The 22,808-nt window shown below is 63.2% G+C and carries 21 protein-coding genes, 1 other RNA gene and 1 pseudogene; 17 read left to right on the top strand and 6 right to left on the bottom strand.

Translation table 11 applies throughout. The annotated features are described in order from the left end of the window. The first annotated feature begins 35 nt into the window (after positions 1–35). The gene (locus tag P9272_RS15630) at positions 36–1,532 is read left to right on the top strand and encodes a CoA-acylating methylmalonate-semialdehyde dehydrogenase (protein ID WP_278161203.1); all 1,497 of its coding nucleotides are present in this window, start codon (positions 36–38) and stop codon (positions 1,530–1,532) included. 372 nt (positions 1,533–1,904) lie between these two features. Further along, positions 1,905–2,207 carry a hypothetical protein gene (locus P9272_RS15625; RefSeq protein ID WP_128259496.1) on the top strand — a complete coding sequence of 101 codons (303 nt, stop codon included), beginning with the start codon at positions 1,905–1,907 and terminating at the stop codon, positions 2,205–2,207. 52 nt (positions 2,208–2,259) lie between these two features. Here the strand turns inward: P9272_RS15625 and P9272_RS15620 are convergent, their stop codons facing one another. Continuing rightward, positions 2,260–2,964, bottom strand: a complete 705-nt coding sequence (locus P9272_RS15620) for a GntR family transcriptional regulator (RefSeq protein WP_278161201.1) — start codon at positions 2,962–2,964, stop codon at positions 2,260–2,262. A gap of 68 nt (positions 2,965–3,032) precedes the next feature. On the opposite strand from P9272_RS15620, the gene P9272_RS15615 reads away from it, so the two are divergent. The 3 genes from P9272_RS15615 to P9272_RS15605 are packed head-to-tail and all read left to right on the top strand — an operon-like array spanning position 3,033 to position 6,308. Beyond that, a complete protein-coding gene (locus tag P9272_RS15615; RefSeq protein ID WP_278161200.1) occupies positions 3,033–3,968 on the top strand; it encodes a dihydrodipicolinate synthase family protein in 936 nt (311 codons plus the stop codon). 14 nt (positions 3,969–3,982) lie between these two features. Beyond that, positions 3,983–5,290 carry an FAD-binding oxidoreductase gene (locus P9272_RS15610; protein ID WP_278161199.1) on the top strand — a complete coding sequence of 436 codons (1,308 nt, stop codon included), beginning with the start codon at positions 3,983–3,985 and terminating at the stop codon, positions 5,288–5,290. Between the two features lie 16 nt (positions 5,291–5,306). Continuing rightward, positions 5,307–6,308: a 4-hydroxyproline epimerase gene (locus tag P9272_RS15605; protein WP_278161198.1), complete on the top strand. Its 1,002-nt coding sequence runs from the start codon at positions 5,307–5,309 to the stop codon at positions 6,306–6,308. Positions 6,309–6,338: 30 nt separating this feature from the next. On the opposite strand, the gene P9272_RS15600 is transcribed toward P9272_RS15605, so the two are convergent. Further along, on the bottom strand, positions 6,339–7,220 hold the full coding sequence (locus tag P9272_RS15600) for a LysR substrate-binding domain-containing protein (RefSeq protein WP_278161197.1): 882 nt from the start codon (positions 7,218–7,220) through the stop codon (positions 6,339–6,341). Positions 7,221–7,397: 177 nt separating this feature from the next. Here P9272_RS15600 and P9272_RS15595 point away from each other — a divergent pair, with 177 nt between their 5' ends. The 11 genes and pseudogenes from P9272_RS15595 (at position 7,398) to P9272_RS15545 (ending at position 18,957) form a co-directional block, all read left to right on the top strand. Then, on the top strand, positions 7,398–7,784 hold the full coding sequence (locus P9272_RS15595) for an ectoine synthase (protein ID WP_128259491.1): 387 nt from the start codon (positions 7,398–7,400) through the stop codon (positions 7,782–7,784). Between the two features lie 417 nt (positions 7,785–8,201). Continuing rightward, positions 8,202–9,104, top strand: a complete 903-nt coding sequence (locus P9272_RS15590) for a branched-chain amino acid ABC transporter permease (protein WP_042645691.1) — start codon at positions 8,202–8,204, stop codon at positions 9,102–9,104. A 5-nt stretch (positions 9,105–9,109) separates the two neighbouring features. Further along, a complete protein-coding gene (livM, locus tag P9272_RS15585) occupies positions 9,110–10,501 on the top strand; it encodes a high-affinity branched-chain amino acid ABC transporter permease LivM (protein ID WP_128259490.1) in 1,392 nt (463 codons plus the stop codon). Further along, positions 10,501–11,628: pseudogene (locus P9272_RS15580) on the top strand (ABC transporter ATP-binding protein); the annotation flags it as partial. The gene livM and the pseudogene P9272_RS15580, both read left to right, overlap by 1 nt. Before the next feature lie 68 nt (positions 11,629–11,696). Then, positions 11,697–12,425, top strand: a complete 729-nt coding sequence (locus tag P9272_RS15575; protein ID WP_128259488.1) for an ABC transporter ATP-binding protein — start codon at positions 11,697–11,699, stop codon at positions 12,423–12,425. A gap of 15 nt (positions 12,426–12,440) precedes the next feature. Further along, a complete protein-coding gene (locus P9272_RS15570; protein ID WP_128259487.1) occupies positions 12,441–12,788 on the top strand; it encodes a DUF6867 family protein in 348 nt (115 codons plus the stop codon). Positions 12,789–12,924: 136 nt separating this feature from the next. Next, positions 12,925–14,043, top strand: a complete 1,119-nt coding sequence (locus P9272_RS15565) for a branched-chain amino acid ABC transporter substrate-binding protein (RefSeq protein ID WP_128259486.1) — start codon at positions 12,925–12,927, stop codon at positions 14,041–14,043. Positions 14,044–14,316: 273 nt separating this feature from the next. Further along, complete coding sequence (pyc, locus tag P9272_RS15560; protein WP_278161196.1) at positions 14,317–17,775, top strand: pyruvate carboxylase; 3,459 nt, start codon at positions 14,317–14,319, stop codon at positions 17,773–17,775. Between the two features lie 151 nt (positions 17,776–17,926). Further along, entirely contained in the window at positions 17,927–18,187 is a 261-nt protein-coding gene (locus P9272_RS15555; RefSeq protein WP_040991643.1) for a DUF2312 domain-containing protein, read from the top strand. A gap of 22 nt (positions 18,188–18,209) precedes the next feature. Further along, positions 18,210–18,650, top strand: coding sequence for a hypothetical protein (locus P9272_RS15550; RefSeq protein WP_278161194.1), 441 nt, complete (start codon positions 18,210–18,212; stop codon positions 18,648–18,650). Between the two features lie 10 nt (positions 18,651–18,660). After that, complete coding sequence (locus P9272_RS15545; protein WP_128258724.1) at positions 18,661–18,957, top strand: hypothetical protein; 297 nt, start codon at positions 18,661–18,663, stop codon at positions 18,955–18,957. A 102-nt stretch (positions 18,958–19,059) separates the two neighbouring features. Here P9272_RS15545 and msrB read toward each other — a convergent pair whose 3' ends face one another. The 4 genes from msrB to P9272_RS15525 all read right to left on the bottom strand — a co-directional run bounded on the left by msrB (position 19,060) and on the right by P9272_RS15525 (position 22,277). Next, entirely contained in the window at positions 19,060–19,464 is a 405-nt protein-coding gene (gene msrB / locus P9272_RS15540) for a peptide-methionine (R)-S-oxide reductase MsrB (protein WP_095809928.1), read from the bottom strand. A gap of 240 nt (positions 19,465–19,704) precedes the next feature. Continuing rightward, positions 19,705–20,895, bottom strand: coding sequence for a VWA domain-containing protein (locus tag P9272_RS15535; protein ID WP_278161193.1), 1,191 nt, complete (start codon positions 20,893–20,895; stop codon positions 19,705–19,707). 7 nt (positions 20,896–20,902) lie between these two features. Further along, positions 20,903–21,349 (bottom strand): GNAT family N-acetyltransferase, encoded by a 447-nt coding sequence (locus tag P9272_RS15530; RefSeq protein ID WP_278161192.1) that lies wholly within the window; start codon positions 21,347–21,349, stop codon positions 20,903–20,905. 88 nt (positions 21,350–21,437) lie between these two features. Next, complete coding sequence (locus P9272_RS15525) at positions 21,438–22,277, bottom strand: MoxR family ATPase (RefSeq protein ID WP_278161191.1); 840 nt, start codon at positions 22,275–22,277, stop codon at positions 21,438–21,440. Positions 22,278–22,417: 140 nt separating this feature from the next. Between P9272_RS15525 and ssrS the strand changes: the two genes are divergently transcribed. Next, positions 22,418–22,573: non-coding RNA, 6S RNA (ssrS, locus tag P9272_RS15520), on the top strand. The last annotated feature ends 235 nt before the right edge of the window (positions 22,574–22,808 follow it).

The following is a 22,808-nucleotide window of genomic DNA, read 5'->3' as shown; positions in this document are numbered from 1 at the left end:
ACAATGGCATCATCACCAAGATCAGGGAGAGAAACATGATCGAATACGGTCATTTCATCGGCGGCAAGCGCGTCGCCGGCACCAGCGGGCGCAAGCAGGATGTGATGCAGCCGATGGACGGCTCCGTGCGCGGCACGGTGGCGCTCGCCTCGCAGGCGGAACTGCGCGCCGCGGTCGAGAACGCCAAGGCCGCGCAGCCGAAATGGGCAGCCACCAACCCGCAGCGCCGCGTGCGCGTGCTGATGAAGTTCCTCGAACTGGTCCAGCGCGACTATGACGAGCTGGCCGACATCCTGGCGCGCGAGCACGGCAAGACCATCGCCGATGCGCGCGGCGACATCCAGCGCGGCCTTGAAGTGGTCGAGGTCTGCATCGGCGCGCCACATATGATGAAGGGCGAGTTCACCGACGGCGCCGGCCCCGGTATCGATGTCTATTCGATGCGCCAGCCGCTCGGCGTCGTCGCCGGCATCACCCCGTTCAACTTCCCGGCCATGATCCCGCTGTGGAAGATCGCCCCGGCCATCGCCTGCGGCAACGCCTTCGTCCTGAAGCCCTCGGAACGTGATCCGGGCGTGCCGATCCGCATCGCCGAGCTCTTCATCGAGGCCGGCCTTCCAGCCGGTATCCTCAACGTCGTCAACGGCGACAAGGAAGTGGTCGACGCCATCCTCGACGATCCGGACATCAAGGCCATCGGCTTCGTCGGCTCGACGCCGATCGCGCACTACATCTATTCGCGCGGCACGGCATCGGGCAAGCGTGTGCAGTGCTTCGGCGGTGCCAAGAACCACATGATCATCATGCCCGACGCCGACATGGACCAGACAGTCGATGCCCTCATCGGCGCTGGCTACGGCTCGGCCGGCGAACGCTGCATGGCGATCTCGGTGGCGGTCCCGGTCGGCAACGAAACCACCAACCGGCTGATGGAAAAGCTGGTGCCGCGTGTGGAAAGCCTGAAGGTCGGCCCGTCGACGGATTCTTCCGCCGACTTCGGCCCGCTGGTGACTGCACAGGCGCTGGAGCGCGTGAAGGGTTACGTCGATATCGGCGTCAAGGAAGGCGCCAAGCTCGTCGTCGACGGCCGCGGCTTCAAGATGCAGGGGTATGAGAACGGCTACTATATGGGCGGCTGCCTGTTCGACAACGTCACCGCCGACATGCGCATCTACAAGGAAGAAATCTTCGGGCCGGTGCTCTCGGTGGTGCGCGCGCCCCGCTACGAGGATGCCATCAAGCTCGCCAATGATCACGAAATGGGCAACGGCGTCGCCATCTTCACCCGCGACGGCGACGCGGCGCGTGACTTCGCCAGCCGTGTTCAGGTCGGCATGGTCGGCGTCAACGTGCCGATCCCGGTTCCGATCGCCTATTACACCTTCGGCGGCTGGAAGGCGTCGTCCTTCGGCGACCTCAACCAGCACGGCCCGGACGCGTTCCGCTTCTACACCAAGACCAAGACGGTCACCTCGCGCTGGCCGTCCGGCATCAAGGATGGCGCGGAATTCGTCATTCCGACGATGAACTAGCCGGACGGTTTCCTGTTTGCGCGTCCTCGCCTTCGGCTGCGGGCGCGCGGCAGGCATCAAGGATGGCGCGGAATTCGTCATTCCGACGATGAACTAGCCGGACATCTCGGACCGGCATTGAGAAAGCGCGGGCGCCAACCGCGCTTTCCTTTTATGCTGCGTCGGCCTCTCACTTGTCGGTTCCGTGTCCAACCCCAGGTGCATTTCAAGAACGGCAGGTCGAGTGCGTATCCGCATCTTCTAAAATTCCATTGCCGTGTGATGGAACCAACAGACCGGTATCCGCCTTAGGCTGTATTCCTGCCATTCGTGCAGGCAACCGAACAGCGCCGGTTCAAGCCGGGGTTCTCGTCTGGCGCGAGGAGGTGTCAGATGACACGATTTGTTGTGGCGACACTGTTGGCGGCGGCGGCGATCACCCTTGGAGCCGCCCCGGCGAGCGCGGCGGCGCAATGCGCGCCGCGCGCGGACATCATCAAAGCGCTCGGAGACAAATTCCACGAAAGCGAGGCCGGGCGCGGGCTGATCAATCCGAACGTCGTGCTCGAGATCTTCGTCTCCGATCAGGGCAGCTGGACGGTGCTGGCCTCCGACACCAAAGGCCAGAGCTGTGTGCTTTCGGTCGGCGAAGGCTGGGACAGCCGGTCAATTACCGCGGCGATGCCGGGCGCTTGAGCCATCCGGAGATATCAGACAGCGCGCTAGGAAGTCATCGCCTGGAGGGGACTTACCGCATCGCGGCCACCTCGGCGTGGGAGCGCAGCAGCGCGATCAATTTCTTGGCGTCCTTGGCGGCCGCCTCCTCGTCGCCGTCGAGGATGGAACGGATCAGCGCGACATGATGCTCGGCTGATTCGGCGAGGCCGGTGTCGGCTTTATAGCGGAACCAGAAGCGGCGGCTGTGGCTCTGCAGGGGGGCGGCGACACGCGCCGCGAAGGGGTTGTCGGCGGCGATGGCCAGCGCCTCATCGAGCGCCTTGTCGGCCTGGATGAAGGCAAGCACGTTGCTCGAGATCACCGCCTTCTGCATGGCCAAAGCCGCCTCGTGAAACAGGTCGGCGGCCTCGCGGGTGACGAAGCGGGCGGCCGAGCGCGCGAGCACGACCTCGATGCCGCGCCTGGCATCGAGGACCCGCAGCCAGTCGCCGGCGTGAAGCGGCGCGACCGCGATGCCGGCGCGGGGCCTGATGTCGAGAAGTCCCTCCCAGGCCAGCCTCTGGATTGCCTCGCGCACAGGGGTGCGTCCGAGACCTAGGCGATCGATCAGGGCGCCTTCGGTGACGAAGCTCGACGGCGGCAGCTCGAGCGTGACGATCATGTGCTCCAGCGCGCGATAGGCCTTGGTCGCGGCCGGCTCGAAAGCGGCATTCGTGTCGGCGGATATCAGCGGGGAGATCAAAAGCAGGCTCCTGATATATTTTTCATATATCATAGCGGATTCAACGTTGACACGCCAATTCTTAATAGATATACGCCTGATATATCAGAGGAGAAAGAACCATGTGGACCGGAGTTTTCCCAGCAGTCACGACCAAATTCACCGCCGACGACCGCCTCGATCATGCCGAGATGGAGCGCTGCTACGGGCTGCAGATGGAGGCCGGCTGCGACGGCATCATCGTGTGCGGATCGCTGGGCGAAGGCCCCATGCTGTCGCCTGACGAGAAGATCGAGGTGCTGAAGACGGCGCAGAAAGTCGCCGGCAAGAAGCCGGTGCTTTTGACCGTCAACGAGCCCGCCACCCGCGAGGCGGCGAGCATCGCGCGCCGCGCCGCCAAGGAAGGCGCCGACGGTCTGATGGTGGTGCCGAGCCCGATCTATCACACCAATCCGCAAGAAACGGTCGGCGCCCTTCGGGCGGTCGCTGAGGCGGGCAACCTGCCGGTGATGATCTACTCCAACCGGCTCGCCTATCGCGTCGACGTCACCGTCGATCTGATGGAGGAGCTGGCGGCCGACAAACGCTTCGTCGCCATCAAGGAATCGTCTGACGACATCCGCCGCTCGACCGAGATCATCAACCGCTTCGGCGACCGCTACGACCTCTTCACCGGCGTCGACAATCTCGCCTTCGAGGCGCTGTCGGTCGGCGCCACCGGCTGGGTCGCCGGCCTCGTCACCGCCTTCCCGCGCGAGACCGTCGCGATCTACCAGCTGATGCGGCAGGGTCGCCGCGATGAGGCGCTGGCGATCTACCGCTGGTTCCGGCCCTTGCTCGACCTCGATGTCTCGACCTATCTGGTCCAAAACATCAAGCTTGCCGAAGTGCTGGCGATCGGTACGAATGACCGGGTGCGCATGCCGCGCCAGCCGCTCTCCGGCGAACGCCGCAAGGCGGTCGAGAAGATCGTCCGGGACGCGCTGGCGATGCGGCCGACGCTGCCGCCGCTCCAGACGTCTTCTCGGTCGTCGGAAAGATTGGTGGCGGCCGAATAAGAGGTAGCATTCGCGTGCCGGGAAATTCCGAGGAGGGGCACCGCCCATCATCCGCCCTTCGGGCACCTTCTTCCCGCCAACGGGGAGAAGGTGAAGACATCGCCATCATCGGTGGCGGCATCATCGGCATCTGCGCGGCGGCCCTGCTCTCGGAGGCGGGGCGCAGCGTCACCGTCTTCGACCGTACCGGCGTCTGCGAGGAGACGAGCTCCGGCAACGCAGCCGCCTTCGCCTTCTCCGATGTGCTGCCGCTGGCGCATAAGGGGATGATCCGGCAATTGCCGAAATGGCTCGCCGATCCGCTCGGGCCGTTGGCCATTCCGCCGGCCTATCTGCCGAAACTACTGCCCTGGCTGATCCGCTTCTGGCGGGCGGGCGCGGCGAAGCATTACGAGGCGAGCCTGGCAACGCAGGCCGGCATGATGAAGCTCGCCGAGGCCGAATGGCTGGGCCTGCTCGATCGCTCCGGCACGCGGCCGATGCTGCGCGAGGACGGCTCGCTGGAATTCTACGAGAGCGAGGCGGAATTCCGCGCCTCGCTGCCGGGCTGGGCCGAGCGCCAGCGGTTCGGCATCGGCTTCCGCCATGTCGAGAGCGAAGAGATGGCCGCGCTTCAACCAGGTCTTTCGCCGCGCTTCGTCAAGGGCACCTTCGTGCCGGGCTGGAAGACGGTCGCCGACCCCAAACTGCTCGGTAAGGCGGTCTGGGCCTATGCGGAAAAACTCGGCGCCCGTTTCGAGCATGCGCAGGTCGAACGCGTGGAGGCGGGCGCGAACGGTGCGACGATCGTGCTGGCCGATGGCACACGGCGAAAGGCAAGCAAGCTTGTGATCGCCGCCGGAGCCTGGTCGCATCTCCTGGCGAAGAACCTCGGCGACCGCATCCCGCTCGAAACCGAGCGCGGCTACAACACGACGCTGCCGGCGTCGGCCTTCGACGTGAAGCGGCAGCTGATCTTCTCGGGGCATGGCTTCGTCATCACGCCACTGGAAACGGGCCTGCGCGTGGGCGGCGCCGTCGAGCTGGGCGGCATCGAGCGGCCTCCAAATTTCGCGCGATCCAGGGCCATGCTGGAAAAAGCAAAACGTTTCCTGCCGGGGCTCGACCCGTCAGGCGGCCGCGAGTGGATGGGCTATCGCCCGTCGCTGCCGGATTCGCTGCCGGTGATCGGCGCAGCGCGCGCGCCAAATGTCTATTACGCTTTCGGCCACGGCCATCTCGGCCTGACCCAATCGGCCGCGACCGGCCGCTTGATCCGCGATCTCGTTCTCGGGCAGACTCCGCCGCTCGATCTCACCCCGTTCCGCGCGCAACGGTTCTGAAAGTCAGGAACAGTCCATGGCCAAGAAATCCTTCTTCTGCATCGACGGCCACACCTGCGGCAATCCGGTGCGTCTTGTCGCCGGCGGCGGGCCGTTGCTCGAGGGCTCGACGATGATGGAGCGGCGGGCGCATTTCCTCGCCGAATATGACTGGATCCGCACCGGCCTGATGTTCGAGCCGCGCGGCCATGACGTGATGTCGGGCTCGATCCTCTACCCGCCGACGCGCGAGGATTGCGACATCGCAATCCTGTTCATCGAGACATCGGGCTGCCTGCCGATGTGCGGTCACGGCACCATCGGCACGGTTACCATGGCGATCGAGCACGGGCTGGTGAAGCCGAAGACGCCGGGCGTGCTCAGGCTCGATACGCCGGCCGGCCTCGTCATTGCCGAATACAAGCAGGTTGGCGAATATGTCGAGGAGGTGCGCATCACCAATGTGCCGTCCTTCCTCTATGCCGAAGGCCTCACCGTCGAGTGTCCGGTGCTCGGCGAGATCAGCGTCGACGTCGCCTATGGCGGCAATTTCTACGCCATCGTCGAGCCGCAGAAGAACTACCGGGACATGGCCGACTATACGGCGGGCGACCTCATCGCCTGGAGCCCGGTCGTGCGCCAGCGCCTCAATGAGAAATATTCCTTCGTGCATCCGGAGAATCCCGGCATCAACCGGCTCTCGCACATGCTGTGGACGGGCAAGCCGAGGAACGCGGAGGCCGATGCGCGCAACGCCGTCTTCTATGGCGACAAGGCGATCGACCGCTCGCCCTGCGGCACCGGTACCTCGGCGCGCATGGCGCAGCTTCATGCCAAGGGCAAGCTCAAGGAAGGCAACAGTTTTGTCCACGAATCGATCATCGGCTCGCTGTTCAAGGGCAGGGTCGAAAAAGAGGTCAGCGTGGCGGGCAAGCCGGCGATCATTCCCTCGATCGGTGGCTGGGCACGGATGACCGGGCTCAACACCATCTTCATCGACGACCGCGATCCGTTCGCGCATGGCTTCATCGTGACGTGATCGTCAGCAGACTATCCAACCGCCTTGCGGTCAGGCCTCGGCTTTGACCGAAACCTGATCGCGGAACCATTCGGCGAACTTGGCCTCGGCAGACGAGGGCTGCGCCGACATCGTCAGGAAATATCCCTTGTCGTCGTCGGTCGAAATATCGGAGAGGACCACGAGATCGCCGCGCCTGAGCTCTTCGCGAAAAACCTCGACCGGGCATAATGCCACGCCGTGCCCGGCGATGACCGCGGTCGCCAGTATGTTGAAATCGGCAAACACTGGGCCGCTCCCGACATCGCGCCCTTCGACCCCGGCCTTGGAAAGCCATTCCTGCCAGCCCTGGCGCGTCTCGTCGTGCAACAGGTCCGCCGCCGCGATGGCCGCCGCCGTTTCCAGCCGCCCCTTGCGCGCAAGATAGTGCGGACTGCAGGCAGGCCGGCTTATGCGGGAAAACAGCTTGAGGCTCGTGACATGCGGCGAGGGATCGGCGCCGAGGGTGATCAGGATGTCGTTCTCGTCCTCCAGCCGATCCTCGGCCTTGGCGTAGGCCACACGGATCGCGATCTCGGGATGGCGCGCCGTGAAATCCGATAGGCGCGGCACCAGCCAGCGGCTGGCGATCGAGGGAATGCAACCCACCGACAGCGATGCCTGGGCGGCGTTTCTGCGAATACGGCGGCAGGTCGCGCCCAACTCCGTCAGCGCCGCGCTCGAGGATGCCTGCAGGATCAGCCCGGCTTCCGTCAGGCGCACCTTGCGGGCGTCGCGATGGAACAATGCGGCGCCTAGCCATTCCTCCAAGCGCCTTATCTGATGGCTGATGGCAGGGTGGGTGACATGCAGTTCCTCGCCGGCGGCGGAGAAACTGAGATGGCGAGCGGTCGCCTCGAAGGCTCGGATCGCATTCAGCGGCAGATAATCCATCTGTAAAATTCTCTAACAGAAGAAGCCAAAATCCGTCATTTGAAGCACGGCGCAACCTGCGTCATTGATCTGGATGGCGGCGCAAAATCTAACCGGGCGGGACCAAAAAGTCGATGCCTGCTGCCGAATTCGAGGCGCACTGCCGCTTCTCAATCCTGGTTTCGTGGAAAGACAACAATGTTCACCAGACAATTGGCCGATGTAGAAAAAACTGACTTCTTCGTCGATTGGGGCAACGGCACCAGCCATCGGCTGCTGACACAGCAGGACGGCATGGGCTTCACCATATGTCACACGGTGGTGCGCGCCGGCAGCGAATCGCGACTGCAGTACCGGCGGCACCTGGAGGCCTGCTACTGCATCTCCGGCAGCGGCGAGGTCGAGGACATGACCGGCACCGTCCACCGCGTCGAGCCGGGCACCGTCTACGTGCTCGATGCCCATGACGACCATTTCCTGCGCGCCGACGGTGCCGGCGACATGGTGCTGGTGAGCGTCTTCAATCCGCCGCTCAAAGGCACTGAAAAGCACAGTCTCCATGGAGAAGGAGGCTCTGCTTACTGAGACGTCGCTTCGACGTTTCCTGTTGTGGCGCGGCGCCCTGGCCGAAGGGCGCCGCATCGTCACATGCCCGTCACAGATGACTGAATCCTGACCCAGCGGAAGGTGCGATGGCGGGAAACGGAGTGCTTCGGTTGACGCAAGGATTCTCCTCATCAACTTATTTTGACGCCGATTTCTTCGACGAGAGGCCCATCATAAGGTTGAATCGTCAAAGACATTGCGTTGTGCCAATGCTAGGGTCCGCGATAGTCCAGGGGTCGGGTGCGAAAAAGCGGGCAATCGGACGGCGTGCTTCCAAACCACGCAGAGCGATTGAAAAATCACGTTGCAATCCGGGCTCGAAACTTTACGACTAGGGGAAATACGAAAAGGAGTGCGATCCGGAAACGGGCGACATTCCAGGGGAGCCGCATAAATATGCAGTACTTCGTCCAGCAGCTTATCAATGGGCTGACGCTGGGATCTATCTATGGGCTGATCGCGATCGGCTACACGATGGTCTACGGCATCATCGGCATGATCAATTTCGCCCATGGCGACATTTTCATGGTCGGCGCCTTCACCGCGCTCATCGTCTTCCTCATCCTCGGCGCATTGTTCTATTCGGTGCCGGTCGTGGTGGCGCTTCTGATCATGATGATCGTGGCGATGCTTCTGACCAGCCTCTACAACTGGACGATCGAGAAGGTGGCCTACCGGCCGCTGCGCGGTTCGTTCCGGCTGGCGCCTCTGATCACCGCCATCGGCATGTCGATCGCGCTCTCCAACTTCGTGCAGGTCACGCAGGGTCCGCGCAACAAGCCGATCCCGCCGCTGGTCAGCCAGGTCTATACGATCGACGGCATCAGCATCTCGCTGAAGCAGATCATCATCGTGATCGTAACCATCGCGCTGCTCGCGGTCTTCTGGTACCTGGTCAACAGGACTGCGCTCGGCCGCGCCCAGCGCGCCTGTGAGCAGGATCGCAAGATGGCGGCGCTGCTCGGCATCGACGTCGACCGCACCATCTCCATCACCTTTATCATGGGCGCCGCCCTTGCCGCCGTCGCGGGCACGCTGTTCCTGATGTATTACGGCGTCGTGGTGTTCTCGGACGGCTTCGTGCCGGGCGTGAAGGCCTTCACGGCGGCCGTGCTCGGCGGCATCGGCTCGCTGCCCGGCGCGGTGCTAGGCGGGCTCTTGATCGGCTTCATCGAAAGCATGTGGTCGGCCTATTTCTCGATCGACTACAAGGACGTCGCCGCGTTCTCGATCCTGGCGATCGTGCTGATCTTCCTGCCCTCCGGCATCCTCGGCCGGCCTGAAGTCGAAAAGGTCTGATCCTCATGGCCGCTACCGTGTCATCGGAGCGCGACACCGTCGCTACTCCCGTCCAGCGTGCTTTTCGCGAAGCGTTCTATGCAGGCGCCATCTCGCTTGGCCTGTTCGTGCTGTTCATCGGCCTCAGGACCGACCAGAACATCAGCAACGAGCTCATCCTGGTGCAGCGTTGGTTGCTGCTGGCCATCGTCGTCATTGCCGTTACCGTCGGCCGGTTCCTCTATGTCGCTTACGCGGTCCCGGCGATGGAGCGGTCGAAGGCCGAGAAGGGCGCGGCACCGGCGGTCGTCGCCCAGCCGGGCTTCATCAAGCAGAACTTCAACAGGATCGGTCTAGTCATCCTGCTCCTGTATCCCGTGGCGATGGTCCTTCTGTTCGGCTTCCAGGGGTCGCTGAAGTGGGTCGACAATTTCGGCATCCAGATCCTGATCTATGTGATGCTGGCCTGGGGCCTCAACATCGTGGTTGGGCTGGCGGGTCTGCTTGATCTGGGCTACGTCGCCTTCTATGCCGTGGGCGCCTATGCCTACGCGCTGCTCGGCACGCATTTCGGCCTGTCGTTCTGGATCCTGTTGCCGGCCGCCGGCTGCATGGCGGCTTTCTGGGGCGTCATGCTCGGCTTCCCGGTTCTGAGGTTGCGCGGCGATTATCTGGCCATCGTGACCCTTGCCTTCGGCGAGATCATCCGTCTTGTGCTTATCAACTGGCGCGAGGTGACCAACGGCTCGGCCGGTATCTCGGGCATTCCGAAGGTCTCTTTCTTCGGGTTGATGTCGTTCAACGTCTCGGACCCTAACTACATCGCCAAGGTTCTGCACATTGCCCAATCGGGAGCCTACTACAAGATCTTTCTCTACTATCTCGCCCTGGCGCTCTGCCTGCTCACCGCCTTCGTCACCATAAGGCTTCGCCGCCTGCCGGTGGGACGCGCCTGGGAAGCGTTGCGCGAAGACGAGATCGCCTGCCGCTCTCTCGGCATCAACACCACCACCACCAAGCTGACGGCGTTCGCCACGGGCGCCATGTTCGGCGGTTTCGCCGGCTCGTTCTTTGCTGCAAGGCAGGGCTTCGTCAGCCCCGAATCCTTCGTCTTCCTGGAATCGGCGATCATCCTTGCTATCGTCGTGCTCGGCGGCATGGGCTCGCTCGGGGGCATTGCGGTGGCGGCGCTGGTGATGATCGGCGGCACCGAGATCCTGCGCGAGCTCGACTTCCTCAAGGCGGTGTTCGGCCCTGATTTCACGCCGGAACTCTATCGCATGCTTTTGTTCGGCATGGCCATGGTGATCGTCATGCTGTGGAAGCCGCGCGGTTTCGTCGGCAGCCGCGAGCCGACAGCTTTCCTCAAGGAGCGAAGAGCGGTCTCAGCCTCCTTCACGAAGGAGGGCCACGGCTGATGAACGCGGAAGCTTCCATGAATAACGTCATCCTGCAGGTCGACCATCTTTCGATGAAGTTCGGCGGCCTGGTCGCCATCGGCGATCTGTCATTCCAGGCCAAGCGCGGCGAGATCACCGCGCTGATCGGTCCCAACGGCGCCGGCAAGACAACGGTGTTCAACTGCATCACCGGTTTCTACAAGCCTACCGAAGGCATGATCACGCTCAACAAACGTGACGGCTCGACCTATCTGCTCGAGCGCCTGCCCAATCACGAGATTCCGGCGCGCGCCAACGTGGCGCGCACTTTCCAGAACATCCGCCTGTTCTCCGGCATGACGCTCTTGGAGAACCTTCTGGTCGCGCAGCACAATAAGCTGATGAAGGCCTCGGGTTATACCTTCCTCGGCTTGTTCGGCTTCCCGAGCTATCGCCAGGCATCGGCCGAATCGATCGAGCTCGCCAGGCACTGGCTGGAAAAGGCCGACCTCGTCGATCGCGCCGACGATCCGGCCGGCGATCTGCCCTATGGCGCGCAGCGACGCCTGGAAATCGCGCGCGCCATGTGCACGGGGCCGGAGCTGTTGTGCCTGGACGAGCCGGCAGCCGGCCTCAACCCGAAGGAATCGGCGGCGCTCAACGACCTGCTGATGGACATCAAGAACAACACCGGCACGTCCATCCTGCTCATCGAGCACGACATGTCGGTTGTCATGCAGATTTCCGATCATGTCGTGGTGCTCGAATACGGCCGCAAGATTTCCGACGGCAATCCGCAATCGGTCCGCACCGATCCGCGCGTCATCGCCGCCTATCTCGGCGTCGATGACGAAGAGGTCGAGACGGTGCTGACCGAAGTCGGCGACGAGGATGTCATCGAGCAGCTCGATACGGGTCCCGACTCCGCGCATGGCCCGGGCAACTCCGCTTCGATGATGGCGGGGCCGGTTTCCGACAGTGTCGAACATGCCGACGAGGGCGAGCGGGTCACCGTGTCCAAGGGGGCGTCGAAAGCGGCGCAGGTCGATGCCCGCGCCGCGTCAATCGGCAGCAAGCCCCAATCGGCAGCCAAGCCGGCCGCGAAATCCAGCGCAGCGAAAGCGTCGCCTAAAAAGCCGGCCCCCAAGGCTTCAGCCGCGAAAGCCGGCAGCGCTTCGAAGGGTAAGGAAACAGCGGCCAAGCCCACAGCGGGCAAGCCTGGAGGGCGCAAATAATGGCCGGCACAACGCTGCTCGACATCAAGGGCGTCGAGACCTACTACGGCAACATCCGGGCGCTGAACGGCGTCGATGTCAGCGTCAACCAGGGTGAGATCGTGGCGCTGATCGGCGCCAACGGCGCCGGCAAGTCGACGTTGATGATGACGATCTTCGGGGCACCACGCGCCCGCGCCGGCACCATCACCTTCGCCGGCACCGAGATCACCAAGATGCCGACGCATGAGATCGCGCGGCTGCGCATCGCGCAATCCCCTGAAGGCAGACGCATCTTCCCGCGCATGACGGTGATGGAAAATCTGCAGATGGGCGCCAGCCTCGACAATCTCAGGCATTACGACGAGGACGTCGAGAAGGTGTTCACGCTATTCCCGCGGCTGAAGGAGCGCATCGGCCAGCGCGGCGGCACGCTATCGGGCGGCGAGCAGCAGATGCTGTCGATCGGTCGCGCTTTGATGGCGCGGCCGAAGCTCTTGCTGCTCGACGAGCCGTCGCTTGGTCTCGCGCCGCTGATCGTCAAGCAGATCTTCGATGCCATCCGCGAGCTCAACAAGACGCAGGGGCTGACCGTGTTCCTCGTCGAGCAGAATGCCTTCGGCGCCCTGAAGCTCGCCGACCGCGGCTATGTCATGGTCAACGGCAATGTGACGATGAGCGGCAGCGGCAAGGAGCTGCTCGCCAATCCGGAAGTGCGCGCCGCCTATCTCGAAGGCGGTCATCACTAAGAAGAGGTCTTCATCATGCAAGGTATTATCTACGAAGAAGCCTCGATCTGGCAGTTCCTCTTCGTCACCTGCCTGCTTGGCGGCTGGGCGGCATGGATGACGGGCAAGGCGGCGGCTCAGACCTGGAGCAGCCACGTTCAGCTGTTCTTCTACATGCTCGGTCTCGGTATCGGCATCCGGTTCATCCATCATGCGCTGTTCGACGGCACGATGTTCTCGCTGCATTACTACATCGTCGACACCATCGTGCTGATGATCCTTGGCTTCCTGGGCTATCAATACACGCGCACCAACCAAATGGTCACACAGTATAACTGGCTCTACGAAAGAGCTTCCTTGTTAAGCTGGAAGCCGAAAGGTTGACGTTGACCATTGCGACGCTTCGAGGACGAATCGGCGTGACAAGTGCCTGAAAATCGGCATTCTATGCTTTCTGCGATAAGGGTGGGCATCGCATGAAAGTATCATCCACGCCCACTCCGTAAATGGGAGCGTTTCAATGAAAAAATCACTCTTGTCCGCCGTTGCGCTGACCGCGTTCATCGCGTTCAGCGGCAGCGCGTGGGCCGACATCCTGATCGGCGTCGCCGGTCCGATCACCGGCCCGAACGCCGCCTTCGGCGCACAGCTGCAGAAGGGCGCGGAACAGGCTGTCGCCGACATCAACGCGGCGGGCGGCATCAATGGCCAGCAGCTCAAGCTCGAGATCGGCGACGACGTCTCCGATCCCAAGCAGGGCATCTCGGTCGCCAACAAGTTCGTCGCCGACGGCGTCAAGTTCGTCGACGGCCACTTCAACTCGGGCGTGACCATCCCCGCGTCGGAAGTCTATGCCGAGAACGGCATCCTCGTCATGACCCCGGCCGCGACCAATCCGAAGCTCACCGAGCGTGGCCTGTGGAACACCTTCCGTACCTGCGGTCGCGACGACCAGCAGGGCAAGGTTGCGGGCGACTACATCGCCAAGAACTTCAAGGATGCCAAGATCGCAATCATCCACGACAAGACGCCTTACGGCCAGGGCCTCGCGGATGAGACCAAGAAGAACCTCAACGCCAACGGCATCAAGGAAGTGATGTATGAAGGCGTGAATGTCGGCGACAAGGACTTCTCGGCCCTCATCGCCAAGATGAAGGAAAACAACGTCACCCTGATCTACTGGGGCGGCCTGCACACGGAAGCCGGCCTGATCATCCGTCAGTCGGCCGACCAGGGCCTGAAGGCGCCGCTGTTCTCGGGCGACGGCATCGTCTCCAACGAACTGGCTTCGATCGCTGGTGACGCGGTTGCCGGCACGCTCAACACCTTCGCTCCGGATCCGCGCAAGAATCCGGCCGCCAAGGAAGTGGTGGAGAAGTTCCGTGCCGCCGGCTTCGAGCCGGAGGCTTACACGCTCTACTCCTACGCCGCCGTGCAGATCATCTCGCAGGCCATCGCCAAGGCCGGCTCGGCTGACGATGCGCAGAAGGTTGCCGAGATCATCAAGTCCGGCGGTCCGTGGAAGACGGCCATCGGCGAGATCGGCTACGACGCCAAGGGCGACATCACCCGTCCCGACTATGTCATCTACGAATGGAAGAAGGGTGACGACGGCAAGTACAGCTACTTCGAGAAATAAGCCGGCAAATAGAAGCCGACTTGGAATGGATGCCCGGCGCTCGCGCCGGGCATTTTTTGTCTGCGCGGCCGTGGCAGCCGGAAGCTCCGCCCCGGCGCCCCGAAATGCGCTCTCGCGGCGCCCTGCGGGCAGGGGACTGAACAACAACGGAGCGCTTGCCGCAAACAAACGATTTAAATCGTTTTAGGTGTCGCGCAAATTCGTTTGCACTGCAGCATTTTCACGCTAATCATTGCGCCGGTTCATCTCCCTTACGCTGCTGGAGCCCAGTCCTTGGCAATCACGAAGATCCTCGTCGCCAACCGGTCCGAAATCGCCATCCGCGTGTTCCGCGCGGCCAATGAGCTCGGCCTCAAAACCGTGGCGATCTGGGCGGAGGAGGACAAGTATTCGCTGCACCGCTTCAAGGCCGATGAAAGCTACCAGGTCGGACGCGGGCCGCATCTCGCCAAGGACATGGGCCCGATCGAGAGCTACCTGTCCATCGAGGAGGTGATCCGGGTCGCCAGGCTGTCGGGCGCCGATGCCATCCACCCCGGTTACGGCCTGCTGTCGGAAAGCCCGGAGTTCGCCGAAGCCTGCGCCGGCGCCGGCATCACCTTCATCGGCCCGAAGCCGGAAACGATGCGCCGGCTGGGCAACAAGGTCGCCGCGCGTAACCTCGCGATCGAGGTCGGCGTGCCCGTCGTGCCGGCAACCGATCCGCTTCCCGATGACATGGACGAGGTCAAGAAGCTCGCCGCGCAGATCGGTTATCCGGTGATGCTCAAAGCCTCATGGGGCGGCGGGGGCCGCGGCATGCGCGCCATCCGATCCGAAGTCGACCTTGCGCGCGATGTGATGGAAGGCAAGCGCGAGGCCAAGGCCGCCTTTGGCAAGGACGAGGTCTATCTCGAAAAGCTGATCGAGCGTGCTCGCCATGTCGAGGTCCAGGTGCTGGGCGATATACACGGGAACGCGGTGCACCTCTTCGAGCGCGACTGCTCGATCCAGCGCCGCAACCAGAAGGTCGTGGAGCGCGCGCCGGCGCCCTATCTCAGCGAGGAACTGCGCCAGGAGCTCTGTGGCTACGCGCTCAAGATCGCACGCGAGACCAGCTATATCGGCGCCGGAACGGTCGAGTTCCTGCAAGACGCCGACACCGGCAAATTCTACTTCATCGAGGTCAATCCGCGCATCCAGGTCGAGCACACCGTCACCGAGCAGGTGACCGGCATCGACATCGTCAAGGCGCAGATCCATATCCTCGACGGTTTCGCCATCGGCACGAAGGAATCGGGCGTGCCGGCGCAGAAGGACATCAGGCTCAACGGCCATGCGCTGCAGTGCCGCATCACCACCGAGGATCCGGAACAGAATTTCATTCCCGACTATGGCCGCATCACCGCCTACCGCGAGGCGGCCGGCTTCGGCATCCGGCTCGACGGCGGCACCGCCTATTCGGGCGCGGTCATCACCCGGTTCTACGATCCGCTGCTCGAGAAGGTGACGGCCTGGGCGCCGACGCCCGGCGAGGCGATTTCGCGCATGAACCGGGCCTTGCGGGAGTTCCGCATCCGGGGCGTCGCCACCAACCTCACCTTCCTCGAGGCGATCATCAATCACCCTCGCTTCGCCGACAATTCCTACACAACCAAGTTCATCGACACGACGCCGGAACTGTTCGAGCAGGTGAAGCGGCAGGATCGCGCCACCAAGCTGCTGAACTATCTGGCCGATGTCAGTGTCAACGGCCATCCCGAGACGCGCGGCCGGCCGATGCCGAAGGCGAATGCGGCCGCGCCCGTGGTGCCCTATCTCAACGGCCATATCCCGGACGGCAGCAAGCAGAGGCTCGATGCGCTCGGCCCGGAGAAATTCGCGGCCTGGATGCGGGAGCAGCGCCAGGTGCTGGTCACCGACACGACGATGCGCGACGGCCATCAGTCGCTGCTCGCCACGCGGATGCGCACCTATGACATCGTCGGCATCGCCGGCACCTATGCGCGGGCATTGCCGCAGCTCTTGTCGCTGGAATGCTGGGGCGGAGCCACCTTTGACGTCGCCATGCGCTTCCTCACCGAGGATCCGTGGGAGCGGCTGAGCAAGGTGCGCGCGGCTGCGCCCAATCTTCTGCTGCAGATGCTTTTGCGCGGCGCCAACGGCGTCGGCTACACCAACTATCCCGACAATGTCGTCCAGCATTTCGTCAAGCAGGCAGCGAGCGGCGGCGTCGACCTGTTCCGCGTCTTCGACTGCCTGAACTGGGTGGAGAACATGCGCGTCGCCATGGACGCGGTCGGCGCCGAAGGCAAGCTGGTCGAAGCGGCGATGTGCTATACCGGCGACATTCTCGATCCGGCCCGCGCGAAATACGACCTCAAATACTATGTCGGACTGGCCAAGGAACTGGAAGCGGCCGGCGCCCACATCATCGCCGTCAAGGACATGGCCGGATTGTTGAAACCGGCCGCGGCGCGCGTGCTGTTCAAGGCGCTGCGCGAGGCGACCGACCTGCCGATCCATTTCCACACGCATGACACATCGGGCCTCTCGGCGGCGACGGTGCTGGCGGCGGTGGAGAGCGGCGTCGACGCGGTCGACGCGGCGATGGATTCCTTCTCCGGCAACACCTCTCAGCCCTGCCTCGGCTCGATCGTCGAGGCGCTGAAGGGTACCGAGCGCGATCCCGGTTTCGACCCGCAATGGATCCGTCACATCTCGTTCTACTGGGAGGCGGTGCGCAACCAGTACGCCGCCTTCGAGAGCGATCTCAAGGGGCCGGCCTCGGAAGTCTATCTGCACGAGATGCCGGGCGGCCAGTTCACCAACCTCAAGGAGCAAGCCCGCTCGCTTGGCCTCGAGACTCGCTGGCACGAGGTGGCGCAGGCCTATCACGACGTCAACCTGATGTTCGGCGACATCGTCAAGGTGACGCCTTCCTCAAAGGTCGTCGGCGACATGGCGCTGATGATGGTAAGCCAGGATCTCACCGTCGCCGATGTCGAGAACCCGGCCAAGGACATCGCCTTCCCGGATTCGGTCGTGTCGATGCTGCGCGGCGACCTCGGCCAGTCGCCCGGCGGCTGGCCCCCGGCGCTGCAGAAGAAGGCGCTGAAGGGCGAGAAGTCGATCACTGTCAGGCCCGGCTCGCTGTTGAAGCCGGCCGACCTCAAGGCCAGCCGCAAGGATATCGAGACCAAGCTCGAGCGCAAGCTCTCGGAGTATGAGTTCGCTTCCTGGCTGATGTATCCGAAGGTGTTCACCGACTTCGCCGCCGCGCAGGAGACCTACGGGCCGGTGAGCGTGCTGCCGACGCCGACCTATTTCTACGGCATGAAGTCGGAAGACGAGATCTTCCTCGACATCGAGAAAGGCAAGACCCTGGTGGTTCGCTGCCAGGCGTTCGGCGATGTCGATGACAAGGGCATGGTCACGGTCTTCTTCGAACTCAACGGCCAGCCGCGCCGCGTCAAGGTGCCGGACCGGGCGCATGGCGCTTCCGCCGCCAAGGTGCGCCGCAAGGCCGAGCCCGGCAATGAGGGCCATGTCGGCGCGCCGATGCCGGGCGTGGTGTCGACGCTTGCCGTGGCGCCTGGACAGGCGGTCAAGGCAGGCGACGTGCTCTTGTCGATCGAGGCGATGAAAATGGAAACCGCGCTGCATGCCGAACGCGACGGCGAGATCGCCGAGGTGCTGGTCAAGGCCGGCGACCAGATCGATGCCAAGGATCTGCTGATCGCTTTCAAATGACGGTTGAAGCGTGATGCCTCAGGGCGACTGACAACAGCCGTCCACAGCCGCTCGACAAGTGTCTTGACCCGCCGCGCCCGCTCGGGCAGGGAACCCGCTCCAATTCGCCGTGGTGGGAATCGCCATGGCTCCAGAAGACGCGGAGAGAAAAATGGCCGACGAAATCACCGAGACCAGCCAGACTGTAGCCGCCGGCCAGCTGCGCACCATCATCGAGCGCATCGAGCGGCTCGAGGAAGAGAAGAAGACGATCTCCGACGACATCAAGGATGTCTATGCCGAAGCCAAGGGCACGGGCTTCGACACCAAGGCGATCCGCACCATCGTTCGGCTGCGCAAGAAGGACCAGGCGGAGCGCCAGGAAGAGGAGTCCATCCTCGATCTCTACAAGGCCGCTCTCGGCATGGTGTGAGCCTCATGGCCGGGAGCCGGTCATGACCGAATTCGACTTCGGCGGCCGCCGCGCCTCGGAGTTCCGCCATCGCGGCTTCTGGGCGCTGTTCGCCGAACGGCACCCGGAAGAAAGAGTCACGCTGGCGCGACGCGGGCCTTGGTTTTGGCAGCGCGGGCTGCCGGATTTCGCCTTTGTCCTTTCGATGTATGTCGCGCCGGCGCAGAACCATGTTGGTGTCTTCTTCGGTCGCAACGAGAAGTTCGGCGCCACGGAATCCTGGTCTCGGCTGAACCCGTTCCGGCCGGCGATCGAGGCGAGGCTGAAGCTCAGGCCTGAGCAGAGCGCGCCAGGTCTCGGCATCAATTCACTTTGGCATGTGAACTGCTATGCCGAGGACAACTGGCCGGCCATGACCGACTGGCTGGTGACGGAGTGCTCGCGCTTCGAAGAAGCCGTGACTGACGTCCTGGGACAGAAATAGGTCGCAGGCGATGACGGACTTTTTCCGTACGCGCTGGAGGGGTGAAGCGCCGCTCGACCGGCTGTTCTGGCGCGACATGCTGCTGGTCGGCACGATCTTGAACGTCGCTTCTTCGGTGCTGGCGCTGATCCTGCTCGGGTTGAAGCTGCCGCTCTGGCTGGTGCTGGTGGTGCATTTCCTGCCCGTTACATACAACATCTTCCTGACCATCGCCGTCTGGCGGACGGCGGAGAAGCGCGGCGGCTTGAAGGCGCGGTTGATGATGCTTGGTTCGGCGTTCTGGCTGATCGCGACAGTCGTGGTTTGAGGATCTTCTTCGGAGCAATTCCGGGCGGAAAACTTTTCCTGGAATTGCTCCATACGAAAAAGGACGGCCGAAGCCGTCCTTTGGGAAGTCATTTCCGACCGATCAAGCCGCCGGCTCGAAGCGCAGCGCCACGCCGTTGATGCAATAGCGCAGGCCGGTCGGCGGCGGGCCGTCCTCGAAGACATGGCCGAGATGGCTGCCGCAGCGCGAGCAATGGCATTCGGTGCGGACCATGCCGTAGCTGCGGTCGACGGTGGTCTCGATCGAGCCCGGCACCGGATCGTTGAAGCTCGGCCAGCCGGTGCCGCTCTCGAACTTCAGCTTGGACTCGAACAGCGGCTGGTCACAGCCGACGCAAAAGAAAGTGCCGGCGCGCTTTTCATAGAGCAGGGCGCAACTGCCCGGGCGCTCGGTGCCGTGGTTGCGCATGACGGCATACTGCTCCGGCGTCAGCCGGGCGCGCCACTCGGCATCGGTGCGGGTGACGGGATAGGCGTGGGTGTCCATGAAATCTCCTCGGCCTTGGCGGCTCGTTGTTGCTTGCAACGGGTATTCGTCGGAAGACAGGCGTTTGTTACAGATATATTCAGGTGAGGCCGGTCTGCAAATGCCAGCATCCTGCGCTTCCGGTGCTTACGTACTTTAAGTACGCTCCGCTCCGGTTCTCGGATGCCACCATTTTGGTCGCTTCGCGCCCGTCTTCGACTCCGACGGCCTGACCTGAGTTTCAACGTTGTACCCACCAGATCAGTGCTTGCGCGACAGCTGCCTGGTTGCCGCTTCGAGCCCGGCCAGTGTCAGCGGGAACATACGGCCGCCGAAGATGTCGCTGATCATGGCGATCGAGTGGGTGTAGCGCCAGTTCTTCTCGGCTTCGGGATTGAGCCATATCGCGTTCGGCCATTGCTGCAGCAGGCGCGCGAGCCACACACTTCCGGCCTCCGGGTTCCAATGCTCCACCGAGCCGCCCGGATGGGCGATCTCATAAGGGCTCATCGAGGCGTCGCCGACGACGATCACCTTGTAGTCAGGCCCGTATTTGTGGATGAGGTCGAAGGTCGGGATCACCTCGGCAAGCCGGCGGCGATTGTCCTTCCAGACGCGCTCATAGAGGCAATTGTGGAAGTAGACATATTCGAGCTGGCGGAACTCGGCGCGCGCGGCCGAGAACAGCTCCTCGACGACGCGGATGTGGTCGTCCATCGAGCCGCCGACATCGAAGAACATCAAGAGCTTCACCGCATTGCGCCGCTCGGGACGGGTCTTGACGTCGAGATAGCCGTGCTCGGCGGTGGCGTGGATGGTGCCGGGCAGGTCGAACTCCTCCTCTGCGCCTTCCCGCACCCAGCGGCGCAGCCGCTTCAGCGCCACCTTGATGTTGCGGGTGCCGAGCTCGACGGTGTCGTCGAAATTCTTGAATTCGCGCTTGTCCCAGACCTTCACCGCGCGGCGATGGCGGCTCTCATGCTGGCCGATGCGCACCCCTTCCGGGTTGTAGCCATAGGCGCCGAAGGGCGAGGTGCCGCCGGTGCCGATCCATTTCGAGCCGCCCTGGTGCCGGCCTTTCTGTTCCTCGAGCCGCTGCTTCAAGGTTTCCATCAGCTTGTCGAAGCCGCCCAGCGCCTCGACCAGCTTCTTTTCCTCCTCGGTCAGGTGTTTTTCGGCCAGCCGGCGGAGCCATTCCTCGGGGATGTTGGCGACGTCGAGGGCATCCGGGCCGCCCAGCGCCTCGACGCCCTTGAAGACATGAGCGAAGACCTGGTCGAAACGGTCGATATGGCGCTCGTCCTTCACCAGCGCCGAGCGCGCGAGGTAGTAGAAAGCCTCGACGTCATAATCGACCAGACCGGCCTCAAGCCCTTCCAGCAGCGACAGATATTCCCTGAGCGAAACGGGAACCCGCGCGGCCTTCAGTTCGAGGAAGAAGGGGATGAACATCAATCCCTTATAGCAGATCGTATTCGATGAAGCCTGTCCGCCTTGCTACGCGATCATAGAGCCGGCGCGCCGTGGCGTTGGTCTCGTGCGTCATCCAGTAGACGTTCTTCACACCGATCTTGCCGGCCTCGTCCTGCACGGCTTTGATCAGCGCCGCGCCCACGCCCTTGCCGCGTACTTCCGGGTCGGCGAACAGGTCCTGCAGGTAGCAGTTGTTGACCAAAGACCAGCAGGAGCGATGATAGAGGTAGTGGGTCAGGCCGACGGCCTTGCCGTCGAGCGTGGCGATAAAACCTTTCGGCTCGAACTCGCCGTCGGTGAGCAGCCGCTTCCAGGTGATGGCGTAGACCTCTTCCGGCAGCTTGGTTTCATAGAAGGTGAGATAGGCCGTCCACAACCGGCGCCAGTCGGCGTGATCGGACTGCGCGAGGGGGCGGATGGTGATCTCGGACATTTTTTCCTCCAGCATTCTGGCTCGAAGCTGCGGCAGCCGGCACGCGCCGGCAACGGTCCACGGACGGGAAAGCGCTATTGCTGCCGGCTTAACCCTGCCGCCTGGCCATGAAGGCCAGGCGCTCGAACAGGTGCACGTCCTGCTCGTTCTTCAGCAGCGCGCCGTGCAGTTTCGGCAACATGTTCTTCGGGTCGGCGCGCAAGTCCTCGGGCGCGATGTCGTCGGCGACCAGCAGGCGGATCCAATCGAGCGCCTCGGAAGTCGAGGGCTTCTTCTTCAGGCCCGGCACCTCACGGATTTCGTAGAATTGGGTGAGGGCCGCCCGCACCAGGTTCTGCTTGATGCCGGGATAATGCACCTCGACGATGCGGTGCAGCGTGTCGATATCGGGAAAGCGGATGTAGTGGAAGAAGCAGCGGCGCAGGAAGGCGTCGGGCAGTTCCTTCTCATTGTTCGAGGTGATGATGACGATGGGCCGGAACTCGGCGCGGATCGTCTCGCCGGTCTCGTAGACGAAGAACTCCATCCGGTCGAGCTCCTGCAGGAGGTCGTTGGGGAATTCGATGTCGGCCTTGTCGATCTCGTCGATCAAAAGCACGACCTTCTTTTGCGCCGCGAAGGCGTCCCACAGCTTGCCGCGCTTGATATAGTTGGCGATGTCGTTGAAGCGCTCGTCGCCGAGCTGGCTGTCGCGCAGCCGCGACACCGCGTCATATTCGTAGAGCCCCTGCTGCGCCTTGGTGGTCGACTTGACGTGCCATTCGATGAATTCGAGCCCGAGCGCCGACGCCACCTGGCGGGCGAGCTCGGTCTTGCCGGTGCCGGGCTCGCCCTTGACGAGCAACGGCCGCTCCAGCGCGATCGCGGCGTTGACCGCGACCATCAGATCCTTGTCGGCGACATAGGCCGCTGTGCCTTCGAAACGCATTTTTTCTCCTGGCAAGTTTGCGGCGACCGTAAGGAGGTGGCCTGGAGCGCGCAAGGCCGAGATATCGCGGATGCGAATATCGTCGGTGCCTGTGTCCGTTTCACTGGCGCTGGGCTAGCCATCGGCCTATATTTGCTTTCGGCGGTCTGCGCTTCCCGGCAGGAGAAACTTATCCCCGGGGCCTTATCGATCCTTAGGGAGCTGTCCCTGGGAAGACCCGTGGGTTTTCTCACACGGCGCCCACCTACTTTGTAGGCACCCGGGATCGACCTCTCCACCGGTTGTGTGGATCGTCACTTTACCGATTTCGGCTGGCCTTTGGCGATGGCGTGCATGGCAGCTTCGCGCATGCATTGTCCAAGTAGCGCTGGTCGACCCCACTCCGTCTCGGCTTCGCCGAGCCACCTCTCCCCCGATCGACGGGGTAGAGGAAAGGCGCCAAGCCTTTCCAGCAAGGCTCCCTTCCTTTCCCTCCGGAGGGGGGAAAGGTGGCGCTGCGAAGCAGCGACGGATTGGGGGAACCACCTGGCA

The sequence above is a fragment of the Mesorhizobium sp. WSM4976 genome (genome assembly GCF_029625685.1).
Classification (GTDB): Bacteria; Pseudomonadota; Alphaproteobacteria; order Rhizobiales; family Rhizobiaceae; genus Mesorhizobium.
Note: the sequence above shows the minus strand (reverse complement) of the source record. Positions and strands in the feature narration are given on the sequence as shown.